General features: G+C 37.1%; 17 protein-coding genes. 9 read left to right on the top strand and 8 right to left on the bottom strand.

All coding sequences use genetic code 11. The features are described 5' to 3' along the window. Positions 1-16 precede the first annotated feature (16 nt). The 3 genes from SB773_RS02345 to SB773_RS02335 form a co-directional block, all read right to left on the bottom strand. A complete protein-coding gene (locus SB773_RS02345; RefSeq protein WP_002015879.1) occupies positions 17-1,264 on the bottom strand; it encodes an MFS transporter in 1,248 nt (415 codons plus the stop codon). Positions 1,265-1,549: 285 nt separating this feature from the next. Next, a complete protein-coding gene (locus tag SB773_RS02340) occupies positions 1,550-2,026 on the bottom strand; it encodes a GyrI-like domain-containing protein (RefSeq protein ID WP_002191058.1) in 477 nt (158 codons plus the stop codon). Positions 2,027-2,204: 178 nt separating this feature from the next. Next, positions 2,205-3,194: an NAD(P)/FAD-dependent oxidoreductase gene (locus tag SB773_RS02335; RefSeq protein ID WP_044439138.1), complete on the bottom strand. Its 990-nt coding sequence runs from the start codon at positions 3,192-3,194 to the stop codon at positions 2,205-2,207. A 464-nt stretch (positions 3,195-3,658) separates the two neighbouring features. On the opposite strand from SB773_RS02335, the gene SB773_RS02330 reads away from it, so the two are divergent. The 5 genes from SB773_RS02330 to pepA all read left to right on the top strand — a co-directional run bounded on the left by SB773_RS02330 (position 3,659) and on the right by pepA (position 8,315). Further along, positions 3,659-4,867: an NAD(P)/FAD-dependent oxidoreductase gene (locus SB773_RS02330; protein ID WP_002067919.1), complete on the top strand. Its 1,209-nt coding sequence runs from the start codon at positions 3,659-3,661 to the stop codon at positions 4,865-4,867. Between the two features lie 120 nt (positions 4,868-4,987). Further along, a complete protein-coding gene (locus SB773_RS02325) occupies positions 4,988-5,494 on the top strand; it encodes an NUDIX hydrolase (protein WP_002015875.1) in 507 nt (168 codons plus the stop codon). Further along, positions 5,491-5,808 (top strand): YuiB family protein, encoded by a 318-nt coding sequence (locus tag SB773_RS02320; protein WP_002089308.1) that lies wholly within the window; start codon positions 5,491-5,493, stop codon positions 5,806-5,808. Before SB773_RS02325 ends, SB773_RS02320 begins: the two co-directional genes overlap by 4 nt. Positions 5,809-5,894: 86 nt before the next feature. Further along, on the top strand, positions 5,895-6,521 hold the full coding sequence (locus tag SB773_RS02315) for a 3D domain-containing protein (protein ID WP_002089307.1): 627 nt from the start codon (positions 5,895-5,897) through the stop codon (positions 6,519-6,521). A 309-nt stretch (positions 6,522-6,830) separates the two neighbouring features. Next, the gene (pepA, locus tag SB773_RS02310; protein WP_060749314.1) at positions 6,831-8,315 is read left to right on the top strand and encodes a cytosol aminopeptidase; all 1,485 of its coding nucleotides are present in this window, start codon (positions 6,831-6,833) and stop codon (positions 8,313-8,315) included. 168 nt (positions 8,316-8,483) lie between these two features. On the opposite strand, the gene cdaS is transcribed toward pepA, so the two are convergent. Then, positions 8,484-9,089 carry a sporulation-specific diadenylate cyclase CdaS gene (cdaS, locus tag SB773_RS02305; RefSeq protein ID WP_002067925.1) on the bottom strand — a complete coding sequence of 202 codons (606 nt, stop codon included), beginning with the start codon at positions 9,087-9,089 and terminating at the stop codon, positions 8,484-8,486. A gap of 143 nt (positions 9,090-9,232) precedes the next feature. Between cdaS and SB773_RS02300 the strand changes: the two genes are divergently transcribed. Together SB773_RS02300 and galU are read left to right on the top strand one after the other, a co-directional pair. Further along, positions 9,233-10,957, top strand: a complete 1,725-nt coding sequence (locus SB773_RS02300; RefSeq protein WP_410588395.1) for a phospho-sugar mutase — start codon at positions 9,233-9,235, stop codon at positions 10,955-10,957. 152 nt (positions 10,958-11,109) lie between these two features. Then, positions 11,110-11,997, top strand: coding sequence for a UTP--glucose-1-phosphate uridylyltransferase GalU (gene galU / locus SB773_RS02295; protein ID WP_060749312.1), 888 nt, complete (start codon positions 11,110-11,112; stop codon positions 11,995-11,997). Between the two features lie 45 nt (positions 11,998-12,042). On the opposite strand, the gene SB773_RS02290 is transcribed toward galU, so the two are convergent. Both SB773_RS02290 and SB773_RS02285 read right to left on the bottom strand, forming a co-directional pair. Further along, a complete protein-coding gene (locus tag SB773_RS02290; RefSeq protein WP_002191054.1) occupies positions 12,043-12,636 on the bottom strand; it encodes a biotin transporter BioY in 594 nt (197 codons plus the stop codon). A gap of 50 nt (positions 12,637-12,686) precedes the next feature. Further along, the gene (locus SB773_RS02285; protein ID WP_016120983.1) at positions 12,687-13,430 is read right to left on the bottom strand and encodes a DUF3298 and DUF4163 domain-containing protein; all 744 of its coding nucleotides are present in this window, start codon (positions 13,428-13,430) and stop codon (positions 12,687-12,689) included. 96 nt (positions 13,431-13,526) lie between these two features. Between SB773_RS02285 and SB773_RS02280 the strand changes: the two genes are divergently transcribed. After that, a complete protein-coding gene (locus tag SB773_RS02280) occupies positions 13,527-13,910 on the top strand; it encodes a hotdog fold thioesterase (protein ID WP_002145111.1) in 384 nt (127 codons plus the stop codon). Positions 13,911-14,100: 190 nt separating this feature from the next. Here SB773_RS02280 and SB773_RS02275 read toward each other — a convergent pair whose 3' ends face one another. Then, positions 14,101-15,477 carry a glycine--tRNA ligase gene (locus SB773_RS02275; protein ID WP_002015863.1) on the bottom strand — a complete coding sequence of 459 codons (1,377 nt, stop codon included), beginning with the start codon at positions 15,475-15,477 and terminating at the stop codon, positions 14,101-14,103. 345 nt (positions 15,478-15,822) lie between these two features. Beyond that, positions 15,823-16,536, bottom strand: coding sequence for a DNA alkylation repair protein (locus SB773_RS02270; RefSeq protein WP_410588391.1), 714 nt, complete (start codon positions 16,534-16,536; stop codon positions 15,823-15,825). Between the two features lie 118 nt (positions 16,537-16,654). Here SB773_RS02270 and SB773_RS02265 point away from each other — a divergent pair, with 118 nt between their 5' ends. Then, positions 16,655-17,122 carry a hypothetical protein gene (locus SB773_RS02265; RefSeq protein WP_002034556.1) on the top strand — a complete coding sequence of 156 codons (468 nt, stop codon included), beginning with the start codon at positions 16,655-16,657 and terminating at the stop codon, positions 17,120-17,122. The last annotated feature ends 163 nt before the right edge of the window (positions 17,123-17,285 follow it).

The following is a 17,285-nucleotide window of genomic DNA, read 5'->3' as shown; positions in this document are numbered from 1 at the left end:
ACATGACTCCAAGTAGCTAATCGAACTTTCTTACAACTGGAACACGAATTGCTACAAATAGTACAAAGACGATAACAGCGATTGCACCGCTTTTCATAACCGTTACAATTGGAATGCCTATCCCAAGTGCAAGCGATGTAAATGCGTAAGAGAGCGGAATGAATCCCATCGATGAAAGCATCAGTAAGCTCATAACGCGTCCCATCATCTCTTCTTTTACTGTTGATTGAATCATTGCCATAAGTGGAACGATAGCCATCGCAATTGTAATACCATAAAACATTCCAGCTAATAACGCTTGCCAAAGTACGGTGCTAAAGTTGATGGCTAGGAAGAATACACCAGACAGTAGCATCATGATAATACAAAATAGACCACGTCTGCGGTTAATGTTTTTTAATCCGACAATGACAGCTCCTATCGCCATCCCGCCGCCAACAGACGCTTCTAAGTAACTAAACTGAAGTGAATCACCGTGCAGAACGTTTTTGACGAAGAGCGGGAAGCCTACTTGCATTGGGCCGATTAAAAATAAATTTAAAAAGGCGCTACATATAAGGAAAGTTGAAAGAAATGGTGATTCTTTTACATATGAAATTCCCTCTTTAATAGAAGTAAACATGCCTTTATCTGTTTCATTTTTTTCGGGTACTGTAAATTGTATTTTTTGAACGAGTATCGCAGCGATAATGAGTAGCAGGATTGTGATTGAAAAAATTGTTTCATAGTTCGTAAATTTAATGAGAATACCGCCAAGTACAGGTCCTAAAATGACAGATGCTTGGTTTGTCATTTGAGTAAGTGAATTTGCTTGTGTTAAACGGCTTTTTTCTACAAGTTCAGGCAGAATAGATCCATCTGCTGACCAGAAGAAAGCGTCAGCAAGTCCGAAGAACAAAGCAAACAAAGCAAATGTATATAGTGTTACATCACCGACGATGAACCAGGTGAGAATGGTTGCGACAAGAATAGCGCGAATAATATTAGAGTAAAACATAATATTTTTTTTCGGGAATTTATCAGCTAATGCTCCGCCGATAATCATAAAGATGAGTCTTGGAACACTAAGAGCCACGAAAACAATACCGAGTGAAGCCTCAAGGTTTAATGTTTTTGCTATGTACCATGTTTGTGAAAAAGTAAAAAAGGCTAAAGCAAAACTTGAAAAGAGAGTAGCTGCCCAAAGAAAAAGGAAGTTCGTATTTTTTAATAACGGTTTTCCGCTTCCTTCTAAAGCAGATTTATTTTGTTGTAGTTCCTCCATATTGCTTCCTTTCTATGTACCAAATTTAGACTAAAAAACTTATTAACAATCGTTTTATCCCGCTATTTGCGGGCAGTAAAACTCCCACCTCAAAATTGGGCTAGGGCAAAGAAGTTAGGCGGGAGACCAACTGCCCGTAAACCCCCACTGAGTATAGTTTCACTTTATACAGTTTCTAATATTTCTATACTGCACTTTCTCATTGTAGACAATAATAATGAATTTGCACAGTGGCTATTTAACGACAAAAAAGAAGATACCAAAGGGTATCTTCTTTTTTGTCATTCACGCTAAAGCAATATAAATATCCACTTGTACGTTATTTGGATCTACTGCATTTTCGTCATAAAGCTCAAAGTCTGTTGTAAAAGCACGTTTGTTTTCTTTCGACCATTGCCAAATATATTCCCAAGTTTCACAAATGACTTCAGACACAGGACCTTTTCTCGTTGTAAATACCGCATACGTTGCGGCAGGTATTGTTAAGGCTGTCATATTTTCAGGAACGTCTTCTAATGAAGAAACAGGCATGCCAATAGTAAATTGATATGTACCAGTTTCATCTGATTCATAGTTTGAGTAGAAAGCGAATGTTTCTTTTGTTTGTTGATTTGGGATGTGATGCATGATTTGTTCTTGGAAGTATTGGTTCCAAAGTTGTGGGATTTTTCCTTCAGTAGATGCCTCTTTTTCATTTGTCGTCGTAATAGAAACGCCGATTGCTTGGAAAGCTTCTTTCTTAATGATAATAGGTTCTTTCATTATAAAATTCCCCTCCATTGGATGAAACATACGTTCTGTTTTATTGTAACATATTTTAGGAGTATGTGGTATTTTTTTCTAAAGTACATAGCTGTGAAGAAAGAGAGGTAATTTGGATTAGGGATTTTTATAACAAAAGAACTCCTTTCATGTAAAAGGAGCTCTTTTCATTTCTATATTAAAACATACTTGAGCTATGCATTGGTTGAAGTTTTGCGTTTGGATCGAAGTAAGCTTTTGCATTGTTTACTGCTGTCGGTGCTTCACCAAAGCCGCAAGCAATGAGTTTTACTTTTCCTTCATATGTACAAATGTCACCAGCAGCGTAAATGCCAGGAATATTTGTTTCCATTTTTGAGTTCACGAGGATGCTGTTTTTTTGAATATCTAAGCCCCAATTTTTAATTGGACCAAGTGAAGAAACGAAGCCGTAGTTTACGATTACGTCATCAACATCGATGATAATTTTTTCTTCTGTTTTTACGTGCTGAAGAACAACTTGTTCAATAGTATCATCACCGATAAGTTCAACTGGAACGTAAGGTGTGCTTACTTCTGCACGGGAATTCATTAAGCTTTCTACGCTATGTTCATGTGCACGGAATTTGTCGCGGCGATGAGCAATTGTAACTTTGTCCGCAATCGGTTCTAACATCATTGTCCAATCTACTGCTGAGTCACCGCCGCCGAATACAACGACGCGTTTTTCAGCAAATTTATTCATATCATCAACGAAATAATGTAAGTTTTTCTTTTCGTATTTTGCTGTGCCTTCTAATTCTAAGCGGCGTGGTTGGAAAGCACCATTACCAGCAGTAATAATGACAGATTTAGAGTAGTGAGTTTGTTTATTTGTAACAAGTTTAAATATACCGTCAGCTTGTTTTTCAAGCGTATCAACAGCTTCCTCTAAGCAAACAGTTGGATCGAACCTTTTCATTTGTTCTTTTAAGTTATCAACTAACTCTTGTGCGCGCACTTTTGGGAATCCAGCTACATCATAAATATATTTTTCGGGATATAGTGCGGATAATTGCCCTCCAAGTTGAGGTAAGCTTTCAATAATTTTTACACTTGCTTGTCTCATTCCGCCATAAAATGCGGTGAATAGTCCTGTTGGGCCACCACCAATAATCGTTATGTCGTAAACTTTTTGATTTTCTGTCATTTTCATTCCCCCTATAGATGATGGAATTTTAATATTGATTTCATATATTGTTCATATGTACATGAAAATCCTGCAAATGATGACACTTTCAAATAAATGATAGCATATTTCAGTTAGTAATACTTCTGAAAACGACTGAATAATAAGTAAGTTTGCGCATAGATGTTTTAGAATTGTATAAAATATAGCGGAAGGAAAATACATGAAAAAAAGGATGAAAAACCCTTGAAAACGCTATGTTATTTTAAAATATTGATAATTCTCTAGGTGCTTGAATTATGGAATGAAACCGACTAATATAGGGAAGTATTATGTTAAATTTCTATGACAAATTTCGTACGATTTTTTGACTGCGTTTTGTTATGATATAGAATGTGATAAATTCCACATTCTTGACAAATAGAGTTTTTAGTACTTGGTATTATTTTTTATTACTATTATATAAAGAAAAGGGTTGTGATTTAGTGAAGACTCCAAAAATCGTAGTTTTAGGTGCAGGTTATGGCGGGATGATTACGACTGTTCGTCTGCAAAAAACATTATCTGTAAGTGAAGCTGAAATTACGTTAGTAAACAACAACAGCTATCACTACCAAGCAACTTGGTTACATGAGAGTGCAGCTGGTACATTACAAGATGATAAAATCTGTCTAGATATTCAAGACGTTATCGATACAAATAAAGTGAACTTTGTACAAGATACAGTAGTAGAGATTAAAGCTGCTGAAAAACGTATTATCTTAAAAGATGGTGAATTAGAGTATGATTACTTAGTAATCGGTCTTGGTTTCGAATCAGAAACGTTCGGAATTAAAGGATTAAAAGAGCATGCATTCTCAATCACTAACATTAATGCAACTCGTCAAATTCGTGAGCATATGGAAGAAAAATTCGCTCAATATGCGACTGAAAAACGTGATGAGTTAGTAACAATCGTTGTTGGTGGCGCTGGATTTACTGGTATCGAGTACGTAGGTGAGCTTGCAAACCGTATTCCTGAACTTTGCAAAGAGTACGATGTTCCACGTGAAAAAGCACGTATCATCTGTGTAGAAGCTGCTCCAACAGCACTTCCTGGTTTCGATCCAGCATTAGTAGAGTACGCTGTAAAACAACTTGAGAAAAAAGGTGTAGAATTCCGCATCGGTACAGCAATTAAGGAAGCAACTGAAGAAGGTATTATCGTTGCCAACGGTGATGATGCTGAACTTCTTAAATCTGAAACTGTAGTTTGGGCTGCAGGTGTTCGTGGTAATGGTATTGTGGAAGAGTCTGGATTTGAAGCAATGCGCGGACGTATTAAAGTGGATGAGTACATGCACGCTCCGGGTCATGAAGATGTATTCATGGTTGGCGATGCAGCGTTAATCATCAACGAAGAAATTAACCGTCCATACCCACCAACAGCACAGATTGCAATTCAAGAAGGTTATAATATTGCACACAATTTAACTGTGTTAGTTCGCGGCAAAGGTGAAATGAAAAAGTTCGCATTTGATAATAAAGGATCTGTATGTTCATTAGGTCATGACGATGCAATGGGCGTTGTTATGGGTAAAAAGTTAACAGGTTGGAAAGCTTCATTCATGAAGAAAGTAATCGACAACCGTTACTTATTCTTACTAGGCGGACCTTTATTAGTTCTTAAAAAAGGTAAATTGAAGTTCTTTTAATATATAGTAGAAAAAGCAGAAACGGCTATGAGCTGTTTCTGCTTTTTTCGTATTGAAAATATAGTATAATATATAAAAAAGAAAGAATATTCTGTTCGTTTTGATGGAGGAGGTTATATCATGGGGAAGCGAGGGAAAGTGTGGTTAGCTGTCAGTGGCTTAGTAGCTACAGAAGATGGGAGATGGCTATTCGTTAAGAAAAAATACGGTGGATTGAAAGGGCAATGGTCTTTACCTGCTGGTTTTGTTAATGAAGGCGAGACTGTTGATGAAGCTGTGAAACGTGAAATTTTGGAAGAGACAGGCATTGTTGCTCATGTAAAGGGGATTATTGGTATTCGCTCAGGTGTTATTCATAATGAAATTAGTGATAATATGATTATTTTTCTTCTAGAGCCAGAGGGAGAAGACGTTATCGTACAGGAGAAAGAATTGTCGGAAGTAGCTTTTTTACATCCAGAAAATATTGCAGATGATCAAAATACTTCTGTACTCATCAAATATTTATTAGAAGGAAGAGCAGAGTCGCATTTTGAAATGGACAAAACATTAAATCCAGGAGAGCAATTTGGTTATACGGCTTATCATGTGTTTACGGCGTATGCGAAGGAGAGGGAGAAGAAGTGAGTATACCGGTACTACTTATTTCAATGATGTTGTTCTTTATTTTATTTTTTGGAATTGGATTTTTACTCAACATGATTTTGCGAGCTACGTGGGTAATGGTTATTGTATATCCGATTATTTGTATGCTTATTATTAATAAAGCGAGTGTATGGGACTACTTTTCAAAGCCAAAAGAAACATTTTCTTCATTTGGGACAAGTGTATCGCATTTAGGACACGCAGATGTGTTTATTCTATCTACTGGATTAGTAGGTGCTGCTTTAGCAGGAATTATAATTAAAAAACTTCGGAAAAGTGGATATCAAATGTTTTAATCTCCAATCAATTTGGAGATTATTTTTTTGCATATTCCTTCATCTTATAGGGAATGATTAACGATGAAGGAGTGTGGAATATAAAAATGTTAAAACGATATTGTATTCGCATTATGATGACTTGTTTACTTGCATTCGCATTATGCGTAACATGGCAGGCTTTCACAGGAGTTTCTTTATTAGAGATTATAAAATCATATGAAGGAACAAGTGTAAAAGAAGTACATGCAGCAGAAATTGAGAAAAAAGTTGCTCCGAGTAAAGAAGTGATAAATGCTTTAGAGCAGGCAAATGACTGGTCTAAATATCGTGTTATAGAAATGACTGCAACTGGTTATACATCAGGTATAGAGTCGACTGGAAAGAGGCCGGGGCATCCAGAGTATGGCATTACATATTCAGGTGTTAAAGCAAAAAGGGATTTATATTCCACAATCGCTGCCGATTTACGCGTATTCCCGCTTGGGACAATTCTATTCGTGCCAGGTTACGGATATGGTGTTGTAGCTGATAAGGGCGGTGCTATAAAAGGAAATCGTCTCGATTTATATTATGATACGGTGAAAGATGTTTATAGCCAATGGGGTAAGAAAAAAGTAAATGTGTATATAGTGAAAATAGGAAATGGCAAGTTTTCGGAAGAAGAGTTAACGATGTTAAATCAAGACGAAACGATGCAAGTGTTTCGTGGACAATATTTAAAACAAAGATAGTCTAGTGGTAGTAACGCTAGACTTTTTTCTTGTCTTATTTCACCATAGAAGATATTGGAGATAGCATCTTTATCCTGCTATTTGCGGCCGGTAAACCCCCCACCTCAAAATTCAGCTGGAGCAAAGAAGGTAGGTGGGAGCCCTGCTGCGCGTAAACGCCCGATTGGTGCGGGCTGATAATCAGTGGGGGATGAACAAAACCCCTGTTAATTAAAGTTTCACTTTATATGAAATAACAGAATTTAGAATTGTCGCATTTTATCGAAAATAAAGTTATAATGGACGTAGAGAAATTTAGGGGGTCTGAACATGTTTCAAGTACAAAAAGAATTAGTAAGTCATGAAGCGGTAATTGTTGCCTTATTTGAAGAAGATAAAAAGAGTAGCTTTGTACAAGAGCTGGATAAAGCGTTTGAAGGACAATTACAAGTTTTATTAGAAGAAAAAGAACTTTCAACTAAGAAGAAAGCCATTTCAAAAGTACATAGCTTAGGAAAAACAAATGTTAAACGTTATTATTTTGTTGGTTTAGGTAAGAAAGAGTCATATACAACAGAAACGTTACGTGCGGCTCTTGGTAAGGCGTTTAAAGCGTTACAAGCAGCAAAAGTGCAAGATGCAGCAATCTTACTTGATTCTTTCGTGACAGATAAATTAGATGCGATTGATGTAGCTCATATTGCGGCAGAAGTACAAGGTCTTGGTACATATGAATTACAAACGTATAAAGCAGATAAAAAGGATCGTGTAGAATTAGAGAAGTTTACGGCTATTACAGCAGAAGATGCACAAGAAATTGAAGCAGCATTAACGGTAGGATACGTACATGGACGTGCAACGAATTCAGCTCGTACGCTTGTAAATATGCCGCCAAACGTATTAACAGCGACAAAGCTTGCTGAGTATGCAGTTGAATTAGCAGAAAAATACGATATGGATTATAAGGTTCTTGAGAAAGAAGAGATGGAAGAGCTTGGTATGGGTGCATTACTTGCAGTAAACCAAGGATCTACTGAACCGCCAAAAATGATCGCTCTTATTTATAAAGGAAAAGAAGAGTGGAAAGATGTAATTGGATTTGTTGGAAAAGGGATTACATATGATACAGGCGGTTATTCTTTAAAACCACGTGAAGGCATGGTTGGTATGAAAGGTGATATGGGCGGAGCTGCAGCTGTTCTTGGCGCGATGGAGATCATCGGTGAACTTCGCCCAGAGCAAAATGTAATTGCTGTTATTCCATCAACTGACAACGTTGTAAGTGGTACAGCATTTAAGCCAGATGATGTTATTACATCTATGAGCGGAAAAACAATTGAAGTATTAAATACAGATGCAGAAGGTCGCCTAGCGTTAGCTGACGGTATTACGTATGCGAAGAAACTTGGCGCAAATTACTTAGTTGATGTTGCAACATTAACAGGCGGTGTAATTGTTGCACTTGGAAATCATACAACAGGCGCGATGACAAATAATGAAGAATTGTTTGAACAAGTGTTAGAGGCTTCTATGGAAACGGATGAGCCAATTTGGCAATTGCCGATTTTTGAACGTGATAAAGAACGTGTCAAGAACAGTAAATTTGCTGATTTAAATAACTCACCAGGCCGTGAAGGACATGCGGTTATGGCTGGGACATTCCTTGGTGAATTTGCAGAAGAAACACCATGGGTACACTTAGATATCGCTGGAACATCTGAAACATCAGGAGCACATGATTTAGGACCATCTGGAGCAACAGGTGCAATGGTGCGTACACTTGCAACACTTGTTGAACGTTTCGGAGAAGAATAATTTTTGAAGAAAAGGCTGTCTCAAATTTTTGGGATAGCCTTTTCTTATTGATATGGTATGACTATTGTAAGTTTTTGTCGGTAAGTCGATATATTTGGAGTTACGGTTAATATAATTTCATTTACTATTTTACAGTTCCAAAAAGTGCTACATAGCTAAAGATTCGTCCTATAAAGAAATCGTATATAACGTCCCACCTAAAGCGAATGAAGTACGCCCTGTTTCCTCAGAGACAACTAATATAAGTGCATCAATTTTCTCGGATAAGCCAATTGCAGCCCTATGACGTGTTCCTAGCTCAGGATTGATTTCCATGCTTTTTGTTAATGGAAGAATATTAGCTGCTGAGACAATATGATTATTTTTAATGAGAACGGCTCCGTCATGAAGAGGGTTCCCTGGATAAAAAATCGATTCAAGTAGTGGCGCGGTTAAGTGTGCGTTTAATGTCGTTCCAGTTTGAATGAAAGAATCAAGAGCGTCACTTCGTTCCACAATAATAAGAGCACCGTGTTTTCGAGCGCTTAAATGTTGGACAGCTGTAGTGATGAAATGTGAACTTTCCGTATAAGGTGATAAATATGCTTGAATATAATATGTAGCTGCTAACGTCTGTACATTTGTTAACATATGATGAATATCTTCCATTTTACATAGAATACATTCATCTTCTTTATCGATTGCATGCTTCATGTTTGATAATTCTTTTTCAGCAATTTCAATCATCTGCTTTGTTTTTATTTTGAGCTCTTCTGACAAGCCCCATTCTTGCATAATCCTCATTCCCTTTGGTGGAGTATTTAACCATAGTGTATACAAATATTTATAGTAAAATCCTGCTAGATTTTAAAAAATATTGAGATTCAGGTTGTTTTTTTCATATAATGAAGGTACGACAGGCGAGAGGAGATGGAAGTATGAATTGGAAACAAGAATTTAGTCGCTGGCTTTCATATGCAGAATTAGACGCAGAATTAAAAGAACAGCTAGAAAACATGAAGCAAGATGAGAAGAAAGTCGAGGATAGCTTTTATAAAAATCTAGAGTTCGGTACAGGTGGTATGCGTGGTGAACTTGGTGCTGGTACGAACCGTTTAAATGTATATACAGTTCGTAAAGCAACAAAAGGATTAGCTATGTTTATTGAAAAATTAGGTGAAGAAGCGAAAAAACGCGGTGTTGTTGTCGCGTATGATTCTCGTCATAAATCACCTGAATTCGCAATGGAAGTAGCTGCTACTCTTGGTGCACACGGTATTACAACATATGTATTTGAAAGCTTACGTCCAACACCAGTGCTTTCTTTCGCAGTTCGTCATTTACATACAGCAAGTGGAATCGTTCTTACGGCAAGCCATAATCCGCCCGAATATAACGGTTATAAAGTATATGGTGAAGATGGTGGCCAGTTGCCTCCAAAGGAAGCTGATGAGTTAATTAGCTACGTAAATGCAGTAGAGAATGAATTAACAGTTGAAGTTGCTGATGTTGAGCAATTAAAAGCTGACGGTTTATTACATATAATTGGACAAGAAGTAGATGATGCGTATGCAGCAGAATTGAACAATGTCATTATTAATAAAGAGATGGTGAAAGAAGTAGGAAAAGATTTAAAAATCGTCTTTACACCATTGCATGGAACATCAAATATTTCGGTACGCCGTGGTTTAGAAGAAGTTGGATTTACAGATGTAACAGCTGTAAAAGAGCAAGAGTTACCAGATCCAAATTTCTCTACAGTAAAATCACCAAACCCAGAAGAGCATGCAGCGTTTGAGTATGCAATTCGCGACGGTGAAAAAGTAGGCGCAGACGTGCTAATCGCAACAGATCCTGATGCAGACCGTCTAGGTGTAGCAGTTCGCAATCACGATGGTGAGTTCCAAGTATTAACTGGTAACCAAACAGGTGCGTTAATGCTTGATTACTTATTATCACAAAAGAAGGAAAACGGAACGCTTCCAGAAAACGGTGTTGTTTTAAAAACAATCGTAACGTCTGAAATTGGCCGTACAATCGCAAAAGCATACGGTTTAGATACAGTTGATACGTTAACTGGATTTAAATTTATCGGTGAAAAAATTAAACAGTATGAAGAAAGCGGACAATATGAATTCCAATTCGGTTATGAGGAAAGCTACGGTTATTTAATCCGTCCATTCTGCCGTGATAAAGATGCGGTGCAATCCGTCCTATTTGCATGTGAAGTAGCTGCATACTACAAATCACAAGGTAAAACGTTATACGATGGTCTGCTAGAAGTATTTAAGAAGTATGGGTTCTTCCGTGAGGACCTTGTATCGTTAACGTTAAAAGGAAAAGATGGTGCCGAACAGATTCAAAAGATGATGGCAACATTCCGTGAGAATCCTCCGAAAGAAGTAGCTGGTTTAACAGTCGTTGCAGTTGAGGATTATAAAGAAAGCATCATTACAACGTTACAAGATGGAAATAAGGAAGAGATTCACTTACCGAAATCAAATGTGTTAAAATATCAATTAGAAGATGGTTCTTGGTTCTGCTTACGTCCATCTGGAACAGAGCCGAAAATTAAATTCTACTTTGGTGTACAAGATGATTCCTTACAAAATAGCGAACAAAAGTTACTTACTATTAAAGAAGATATTATGAATCGTTTATAATAGAATAGAATGCTACTGATAGGAAAAGAGGAGAACGGAGAACGGCCTCCTCTTTTCTTGTAGTTTTGTTTGATGTAGAGGATTATTACGAGCGAGTGTTATAAATTTACACTTTACTAAGAGAATTAGAATGAAAAGCGAGGGTATTTGTCATGAAAAAAGTGAGAAAAGCAATTATCCCGGCAGCGGGATTAGGAACACGCTTTTTACCAGCAACGAAAGCAATGCCAAAAGAAATGCTTCCAATTGTAGATAAACCAACGATTCAATACATCGTAGAAGAAGCAGTAAAATCAGGCATCGAAGATATTATTATCGTTACTGGTAAAGGAAAGCGCTCTATCGAAGATCATTTTGATAACGCATTTGAATTAGAGCAAAACTTATTAGAGAAGAAAAAGTATGAGTTACTTGAAAAAGTACAAGCTTCTTCTAAAATGGTAGATATCCATTACATTCGACAAAAAGAACCAAAAGGATTAGGACATGCTGTTTGGTGCGCACGTAAATTCATTGGTGATGAGCCGTTTGCAGTATTATTAGGCGATGATATCGTTCAAGCTGAAAAACCATGTTTACGTCAATTAATGGACGAGTATGACAAAACACTTTCTTCTGTTATTGGTGTACAAACTGTTCCTGAAGCAGAAACACATCGCTACGGAATTATTGATCCGTTAGAGCAAGAGGGACGTCGTTATCAAGTTCGTAAATTCGTTGAAAAACCAGCGCAAGGTACTGCGCCTTCCAACTTAGCGATTATGGGACGTTACATTTTAACTCCTGAAATCTTTATGTTCTTGGAACAGCAACAAGTTGGAGCGGGTGGCGAAATTCAGTTAACGGATGCAATTCAAAGCTTAAATGAAATTCAACGTGTATTTGCATATGATTTTGAAGGAAAGCGTTATGACGTTGGTGAAAAATTAGGATTCGTTCAAACGACAATTGAAATGGCATTGCAGCACCCAGAATTACGTGATGATATGCTAGTAATGATGAAGAAAGTTTTAGAAGAGCAAATGAAGCAAGAGTCTTAATATAATAAACAAGGAGCTGTTCCTATAGGAACAGCTCCTTGTTTATTATGAAATCGTCGAATGAGAATGCTGATAAGCGGAACGACGTACAGCATAGTATATGCGAGGTGCGATAATAGCGCCGATAATTGTAAACGCAATATCCTTTACTGCGAACCACATCATAATCATCCAGGCAGCTTTATAACTCATATTACCACCCATGAAAATATTGACTGCCCCGTACATATAAGTAGTACCGATAATATACGTTAAAATGATTCCGACGAAAGAAGCAATTGCAAAGGTGCTGAATGTTGGTCGTTCTTTTTGTTCTACTAGTTTTCCTGATACGTAAGCAACGATAATAAATGCGATAATAAAACCACCAGTAGGATCTAAAAGTGCTCCAAATCCAGCTTTGAAGTTAGCGAAGATTGGCGCACCTGCTACTCCAACAAGCATGTAAACAGTCATTGATAATGCCCCAAGTCTACTCCCAAGAAGAAGACCTCCTAAAATTGCGAAAAATGGTTGCATAGATAATGGAATGCCAGCTATTTGTAAGAATGGTGCCCACGATACAATATTTGCACCAATAGCCATAAGAGCGACGAACATGGCAGCTAATGCTAAATCTAAAACATGAAGCTTCTTCATAATGTTAACCTCCAGTTGTGTTTAGGTTAACATTATCGTAGCGAAAATATTTACTTGTTGTCAATCAAAATATTTTGATAAGAAGGCTTTAAATAGTCTCTAAGCAATGTGTATGGAATACGAAACTGCGGAATTCCGCTTGAATAAGGAGCAATTTCATATAAAGAGAAATAAATTACAAGATTATCCGGTTCTAAAAAGTAGTGAAACTTTTTAGTGCTCGTTACTTTTTCGACTGCATCAGGAAAATAAATGCTTTCATTTTGTTTAATTTGTCTTACAATCTCTGTGCGAATTATTTCTTTATATTTATCCTCTTGTTGAAATAAATCGTCTAAGTGTAATAATTTTTTTTCGTTTAAATCAAATGTATTTGCCTTCCACGTATACAGTCCGTGCGCTCCGCCTGTATATTGATAGTAATTCACATATAGACTTAGGAAAGGTGATTTGTTTAAAGCTACTTTATAGTCAACATTTGCAACGTATGGATGAAAAGGTGTGCTAGATCCTTCTGTTTCTTCATAATATTTCTTCGCTTCTTTTTCTAATTTACTTTTAAATTTAGTAGTAGAGTTTTTGTAATAGGAATTCAGCTTATTTTGAAATTTTGAATCAGAAAAGTTGTGAAAGGAAGGCCTATTAATTTGATATTCTATATAAGGTTTCTTACCTTTTTGCGTTACAGTCTTAACATTGATTGTCAGGTTGGATGCTTTGGCTGCTATTGCACAATTTGGTACAATAGTCAGCAAGGAGAACATAAGCAATAGTATACAAAATTTCTGTTTCATTTAGGTGAAACCTCCTTATATAAGTGTTATAGGTAGTTTGAAATTAAACAGGTAAAATTATACATTTGATCTAAAGTGAGAGAGGTTGAAAACGATATGTCAAAAACTTTAATGGATTCGCTTGGAATTGAGTTGTTAGAAATGACAGAGGATAAAGTAGTTGCTACAATGCCTGTTGATGAACGTACGCATCAGCCGTTTGGATTTTTACATGGCGGTGCATCTGTTGCATTAGCAGAAACTGTGGCAAGTGTTGGTTCATACAATTTAATTGATCAAGAAAAATGTATTTGTTTCGGATTAGAAATTAATGCAAATCATATTCGCTCAAAGCAAGATGGAATTGTAACAGCAATTGGAACACCGATACATAGAGGACAATCGACAATGGTTTGGGATATTCGCATCATTGATGAAAATGATGATTTACTATGCATATCAAGATGTACAGTAGCAATTAAAGAAAAACGTGAAAAATAGAAAAGAGGCAGCTCTTATGAGCTGCCTCTTTTTTATCCCGCATTAACGGGCAGTAAAACTCCCACCTCAAAATTCAGGTGGAGCAAAGAAGTTAGGTGGGAGATCAACTGCCCGTAAACGCCCGATTGGTTCAACTAATAATCAGTGGGGGATGAACAAAACCCCCACTGATTAAAGTTTCACTTTATAATTAGAACTGGATTTTTTTCTCTAAGAAACCTTTTAGTTCGCTAATTGGCATACGAACTTGTTCCATTGTGTCACGGTCACGTACTGTAACAGCTTTGTCTTCAACAGAGTCGAAGTCGTATGTGATACAGAATGGAGTACCGATTTCGTCTTGACGACGGTAACGTTTACCGATAGAACCAGTTTCATCAAAGTCTACCATGAAGTCTTTAGCTAGTTCTGCGAATACTTCAGTAGCACCTTCAGATAGCTTTTTAGATAATGGTAAGATAGCTGCTTTATATGGTGCTAAAGCAGGGTGGAAACGAAGAACTGTACGAGAATCGTTTTCTAATTGCTCTTCTTCATATGCATCACATAAGAATGCTAATGTTACACGGTCTGCACCTAGAGATGGCTCGATGCAGTAAGGCACGTAACGCTCATTCGTTTGTGGATCGATATAGTTAAAGTCTTCGTTAGAGTGTTCCATGTGACGTTTTAAATCGAAGTCTGTACGAGATGCAACGCCCCATAGTTCGCCCCAACCGAATGGGAATCTGAATTCAATATCAGTTGTTGCGTTACTGTAGTGAGATAATTCGTCTTCACCGTGGTCACGAAGACGCATGCTTTCTTCAGTCATACCAAGTGAAAGTAACCAGTTTTTACAAGTTTCACGCCAAAATGCGAACCACTCTAAATCTTCACCAGGCTTACAGAAGAATTCAAGTTCCATTTGTTCGAATTCACGTGTACGGAATGTGAAGTTACCAGGTGTGATTTCGTTACGGAAACTTTTACCGATTTGGCCGATACCAAATGGAAGTTTCTTACGCATAGAGCGTTGTACGTTTTTAAAGTTTACGAAAATACCTTGTGCTGTTTCAGGACGAAGGAAGATTTCGTTTGTGCTAGACTCTGTAACACCTTGGAATGTTTTGAACATTAAGTTGAACTGACGGATTTCCGTGAATTCTTGGCTACCGCAATCTGGGCATTTTACTTCATGTTCTTTCATTAAGTCAGCCATTTGGTCGAAAGTAAGACCGTCAACGACCATTTCGATACCTTTTGCGTCTAATGCATCTTCAATTAATTTGTCAGCACGGTGACGAGCTTTACATTTTTTACAGTCAATCATTGGATCATTAAAGTTACCAACGTGACCAGAAGCGATCCAAGTTTTTGGGTTCATTAAAATAGCAGCATCTAAACCAACGTTGTGTGGAGATTCTTGAATGAATTTTTTCCACCAAGCTTTTTTGACGTTATTTTTTAATTCGATTCCAAGTGGACCGTAATCCCATGTGTTTGCAAGACCACCGTAAATTTCAGAACCAGGGAAAACGAAACCGCGATGTTTCGCTAAGTTTACAACTTGTTCCATTGAATACATAATAAAATCCTCCTTTTGAAAGTTAACGTATTTGCGATGACGTGATGGGTACTTTGGAAACGAGCAATATATGCTTTAAAAAACATAAAAAAACGCTCATCCCAAGGCTTAATCGCCTAGGGACGAGCGTTTGCCCGCGGTTCCACCCTAGTTGATACACAAAATGTGCATCCACTTTATCACGTATTGCTCGAGACTGCCGTTTCCTCGCAGCTTCAGGCTTTCACTATCCCTGAATCGCTTTTTATGCAAGTACTTATAAGTCCGTCATCGCTACTTATATTAATAATAATGAACATATTTTAACACGTTCTTTTTTAAATCTCAATAGAGGAACGTGCCCATCTAGGATAGAGTCTCGCCTATTTCTTCGTTATTTATTCCGTAATTTTGCTTAATATGCTTAATTGCTTCACGTTTACTTAATGGAGCGAGTTCGTTGTTTTGAACGTATTCCCATACTACATCTGGTTTTGTTTTTGCATATTCGCGAAGGACCCAGCCGATTGCTTTTTGAATGAAAAATTCTTTTGAGGAATGTAGTTGTCCGATAATCCAGAAAAGGAGTTCTTCATCCATTTTTTGTTTATATTTCAGCTGGAATAAAATAGCGGCACGTTGTAACCATATGTTTTCTGATGCAATCCATTTTGGAATATATGCAGAAATTAATTCTGGATGTTTTAAAAAGATAGCACCTAAAAATGTAGGGACGATGCTATCGACAGAGTCCCACCAAGATTTTGTGACAATAAGTTCTTCTAAAAATGGGATGTGAGTTTCATTTATGTGTTTTTTATATTTTTGCATGATATCGAGTGCGGCAGCTTGAAATTCACGTTCTGGTAGGTCCCAAAGTTCACGGACGATAATTTGGAAGTCCTTTTTATCTGGGAGAGTATGTATTTGAATTACGTCTTTCAATAACTGTCTTCTCTCAGGAGTTTGAATACCGAGAAACGGGAAGTGATTTTTCATATAACGTGCCATCGGTTCTGCTTTTTCGGGATTTTGATGAGCTGTAAAATGCTCTTGTAATGCCTTTACAAATGGATGCATAGGTATGTACTCCTCTCTCATTATCTTTCTCTTCTTATTATACAAAGAGTTTGGTTAAATTTTAAAACATAACTTGCACTGTAATGAAATATGTTGAGAAGAGAGAGGAGAGGATAAGATGGAAGATCAAGGCGTACTAGCAGGTTTCTTTGCTCTTAGTTTTGCGTTTATGCTTGTTATAATAATTTGGGCAATTATTTCGTATTTGTTAACGGCTTTTGCACTTTATACGATGGCGAAAAATGATGGTGCAACTGATGGTGTTCTTGCTTTTATTCCGTTTATAAATAGTAAGATATGGGGTGATTTAGCGAAAGATAAATTACCAGATTTCTTGAAAGAAGAAGCAGGGTGGAAAGTATTTGGCATATATGTTGGATGCTTCATCTTTAATTTCGTACCAATTCTATATATATTAGCAACAGCTGTATCACTTGTACTGTCTATTTATCTTATCTATGCTATTTTGGATAGATACGGAACGAATTCCATACTATTTACGATCATTCATACAATCACGTTTTCGGTTTTCTTGCCGATTCATTTGTTCATTATTCGGAATGAGCCGGTGAGGTATAACGAGTAGGCGTATCAAAGTTGTCGAGCGGTCGATATATTTGGTTCTATAATAATTCGGATATGCTGAAAAAAGAACGAAAGCGCCCTGCTGAGTGAACTGCACCCCAATTGTTAGACACAGTCTAACAATTGGAGGTGCAGTTTTTCTATGGCTAAATTTACAGCTGATA

This window comes from Bacillus sp. SIMBA_074 (assembly GCF_046534555.1).
GTDB lineage: Bacteria > Bacillota > Bacilli > Bacillales > Bacillaceae_G > Bacillus_A > Bacillus_A mycoides.
This window is presented reverse-complemented; position numbering and strand designations above follow the sequence as displayed.

What these genes read in the sequence shown, in the direction of transcription:
- SB773_RS02325 (WP_002015875.1), top strand. Translation starts at nt 4,988, where the DNA reads ATGGGGAAGCGAGGGAAAGTGTGGTTAGCTGTCAGTGGCTTAGTAGCT.
- SB773_RS02270 (WP_410588391.1), bottom strand. Translation starts at nt 16,536, where the DNA reads ATGCATCCATTTGTAAAGGCATTACAAGAGCATTTTACAGCTCATCAA.
- SB773_RS02300 (WP_410588395.1), top strand. Translation starts at nt 9,233, where the DNA reads ATGAATTGGAAACAAGAATTTAGTCGCTGGCTTTCATATGCAGAATTA.
- SB773_RS02275 (WP_002015863.1), bottom strand. Translation starts at nt 15,477, where the DNA reads ATGTATTCAATGGAACAAGTTGTAAACTTAGCGAAACATCGCGGTTTC.
- SB773_RS02285 (WP_016120983.1), bottom strand. Translation starts at nt 13,430, where the DNA reads ATGAAACAGAAATTTTGTATACTATTGCTTATGTTCTCCTTGCTGACT.
- SB773_RS02315 (WP_002089307.1), top strand. Translation starts at nt 5,895, where the DNA reads ATGTTAAAACGATATTGTATTCGCATTATGATGACTTGTTTACTTGCA.
- SB773_RS02345 (WP_002015879.1), bottom strand. Translation starts at nt 1,264, where the DNA reads ATGGAGGAACTACAACAAAATAAATCTGCTTTAGAAGGAAGCGGAAAA.
- SB773_RS02335 (WP_044439138.1), bottom strand. Translation starts at nt 3,194, where the DNA reads ATGACAGAAAATCAAAAAGTTTACGACATAACGATTATTGGTGGTGGC.
- SB773_RS02290 (WP_002191054.1), bottom strand. Translation starts at nt 12,636, where the DNA reads ATGAAGAAGCTTCATGTTTTAGATTTAGCATTAGCTGCCATGTTCGTC.
- pepA (WP_060749314.1), top strand. Translation starts at nt 6,831, where the DNA reads ATGTTTCAAGTACAAAAAGAATTAGTAAGTCATGAAGCGGTAATTGTT.
- cdaS (WP_002067925.1), bottom strand. Translation starts at nt 9,089, where the DNA reads ATGCAAGAATGGGGCTTGTCAGAAGAGCTCAAAATAAAAACAAAGCAG.
- SB773_RS02340 (WP_002191058.1), bottom strand. Translation starts at nt 2,026, where the DNA reads ATGAAAGAACCTATTATCATTAAGAAAGAAGCTTTCCAAGCAATCGGC.
- galU (WP_060749312.1), top strand. Translation starts at nt 11,110, where the DNA reads ATGAAAAAAGTGAGAAAAGCAATTATCCCGGCAGCGGGATTAGGAACA.
- SB773_RS02280 (WP_002145111.1), top strand. Translation starts at nt 13,527, where the DNA reads ATGTCAAAAACTTTAATGGATTCGCTTGGAATTGAGTTGTTAGAAATG.
- SB773_RS02265 (WP_002034556.1), top strand. Translation starts at nt 16,655, where the DNA reads ATGGAAGATCAAGGCGTACTAGCAGGTTTCTTTGCTCTTAGTTTTGCG.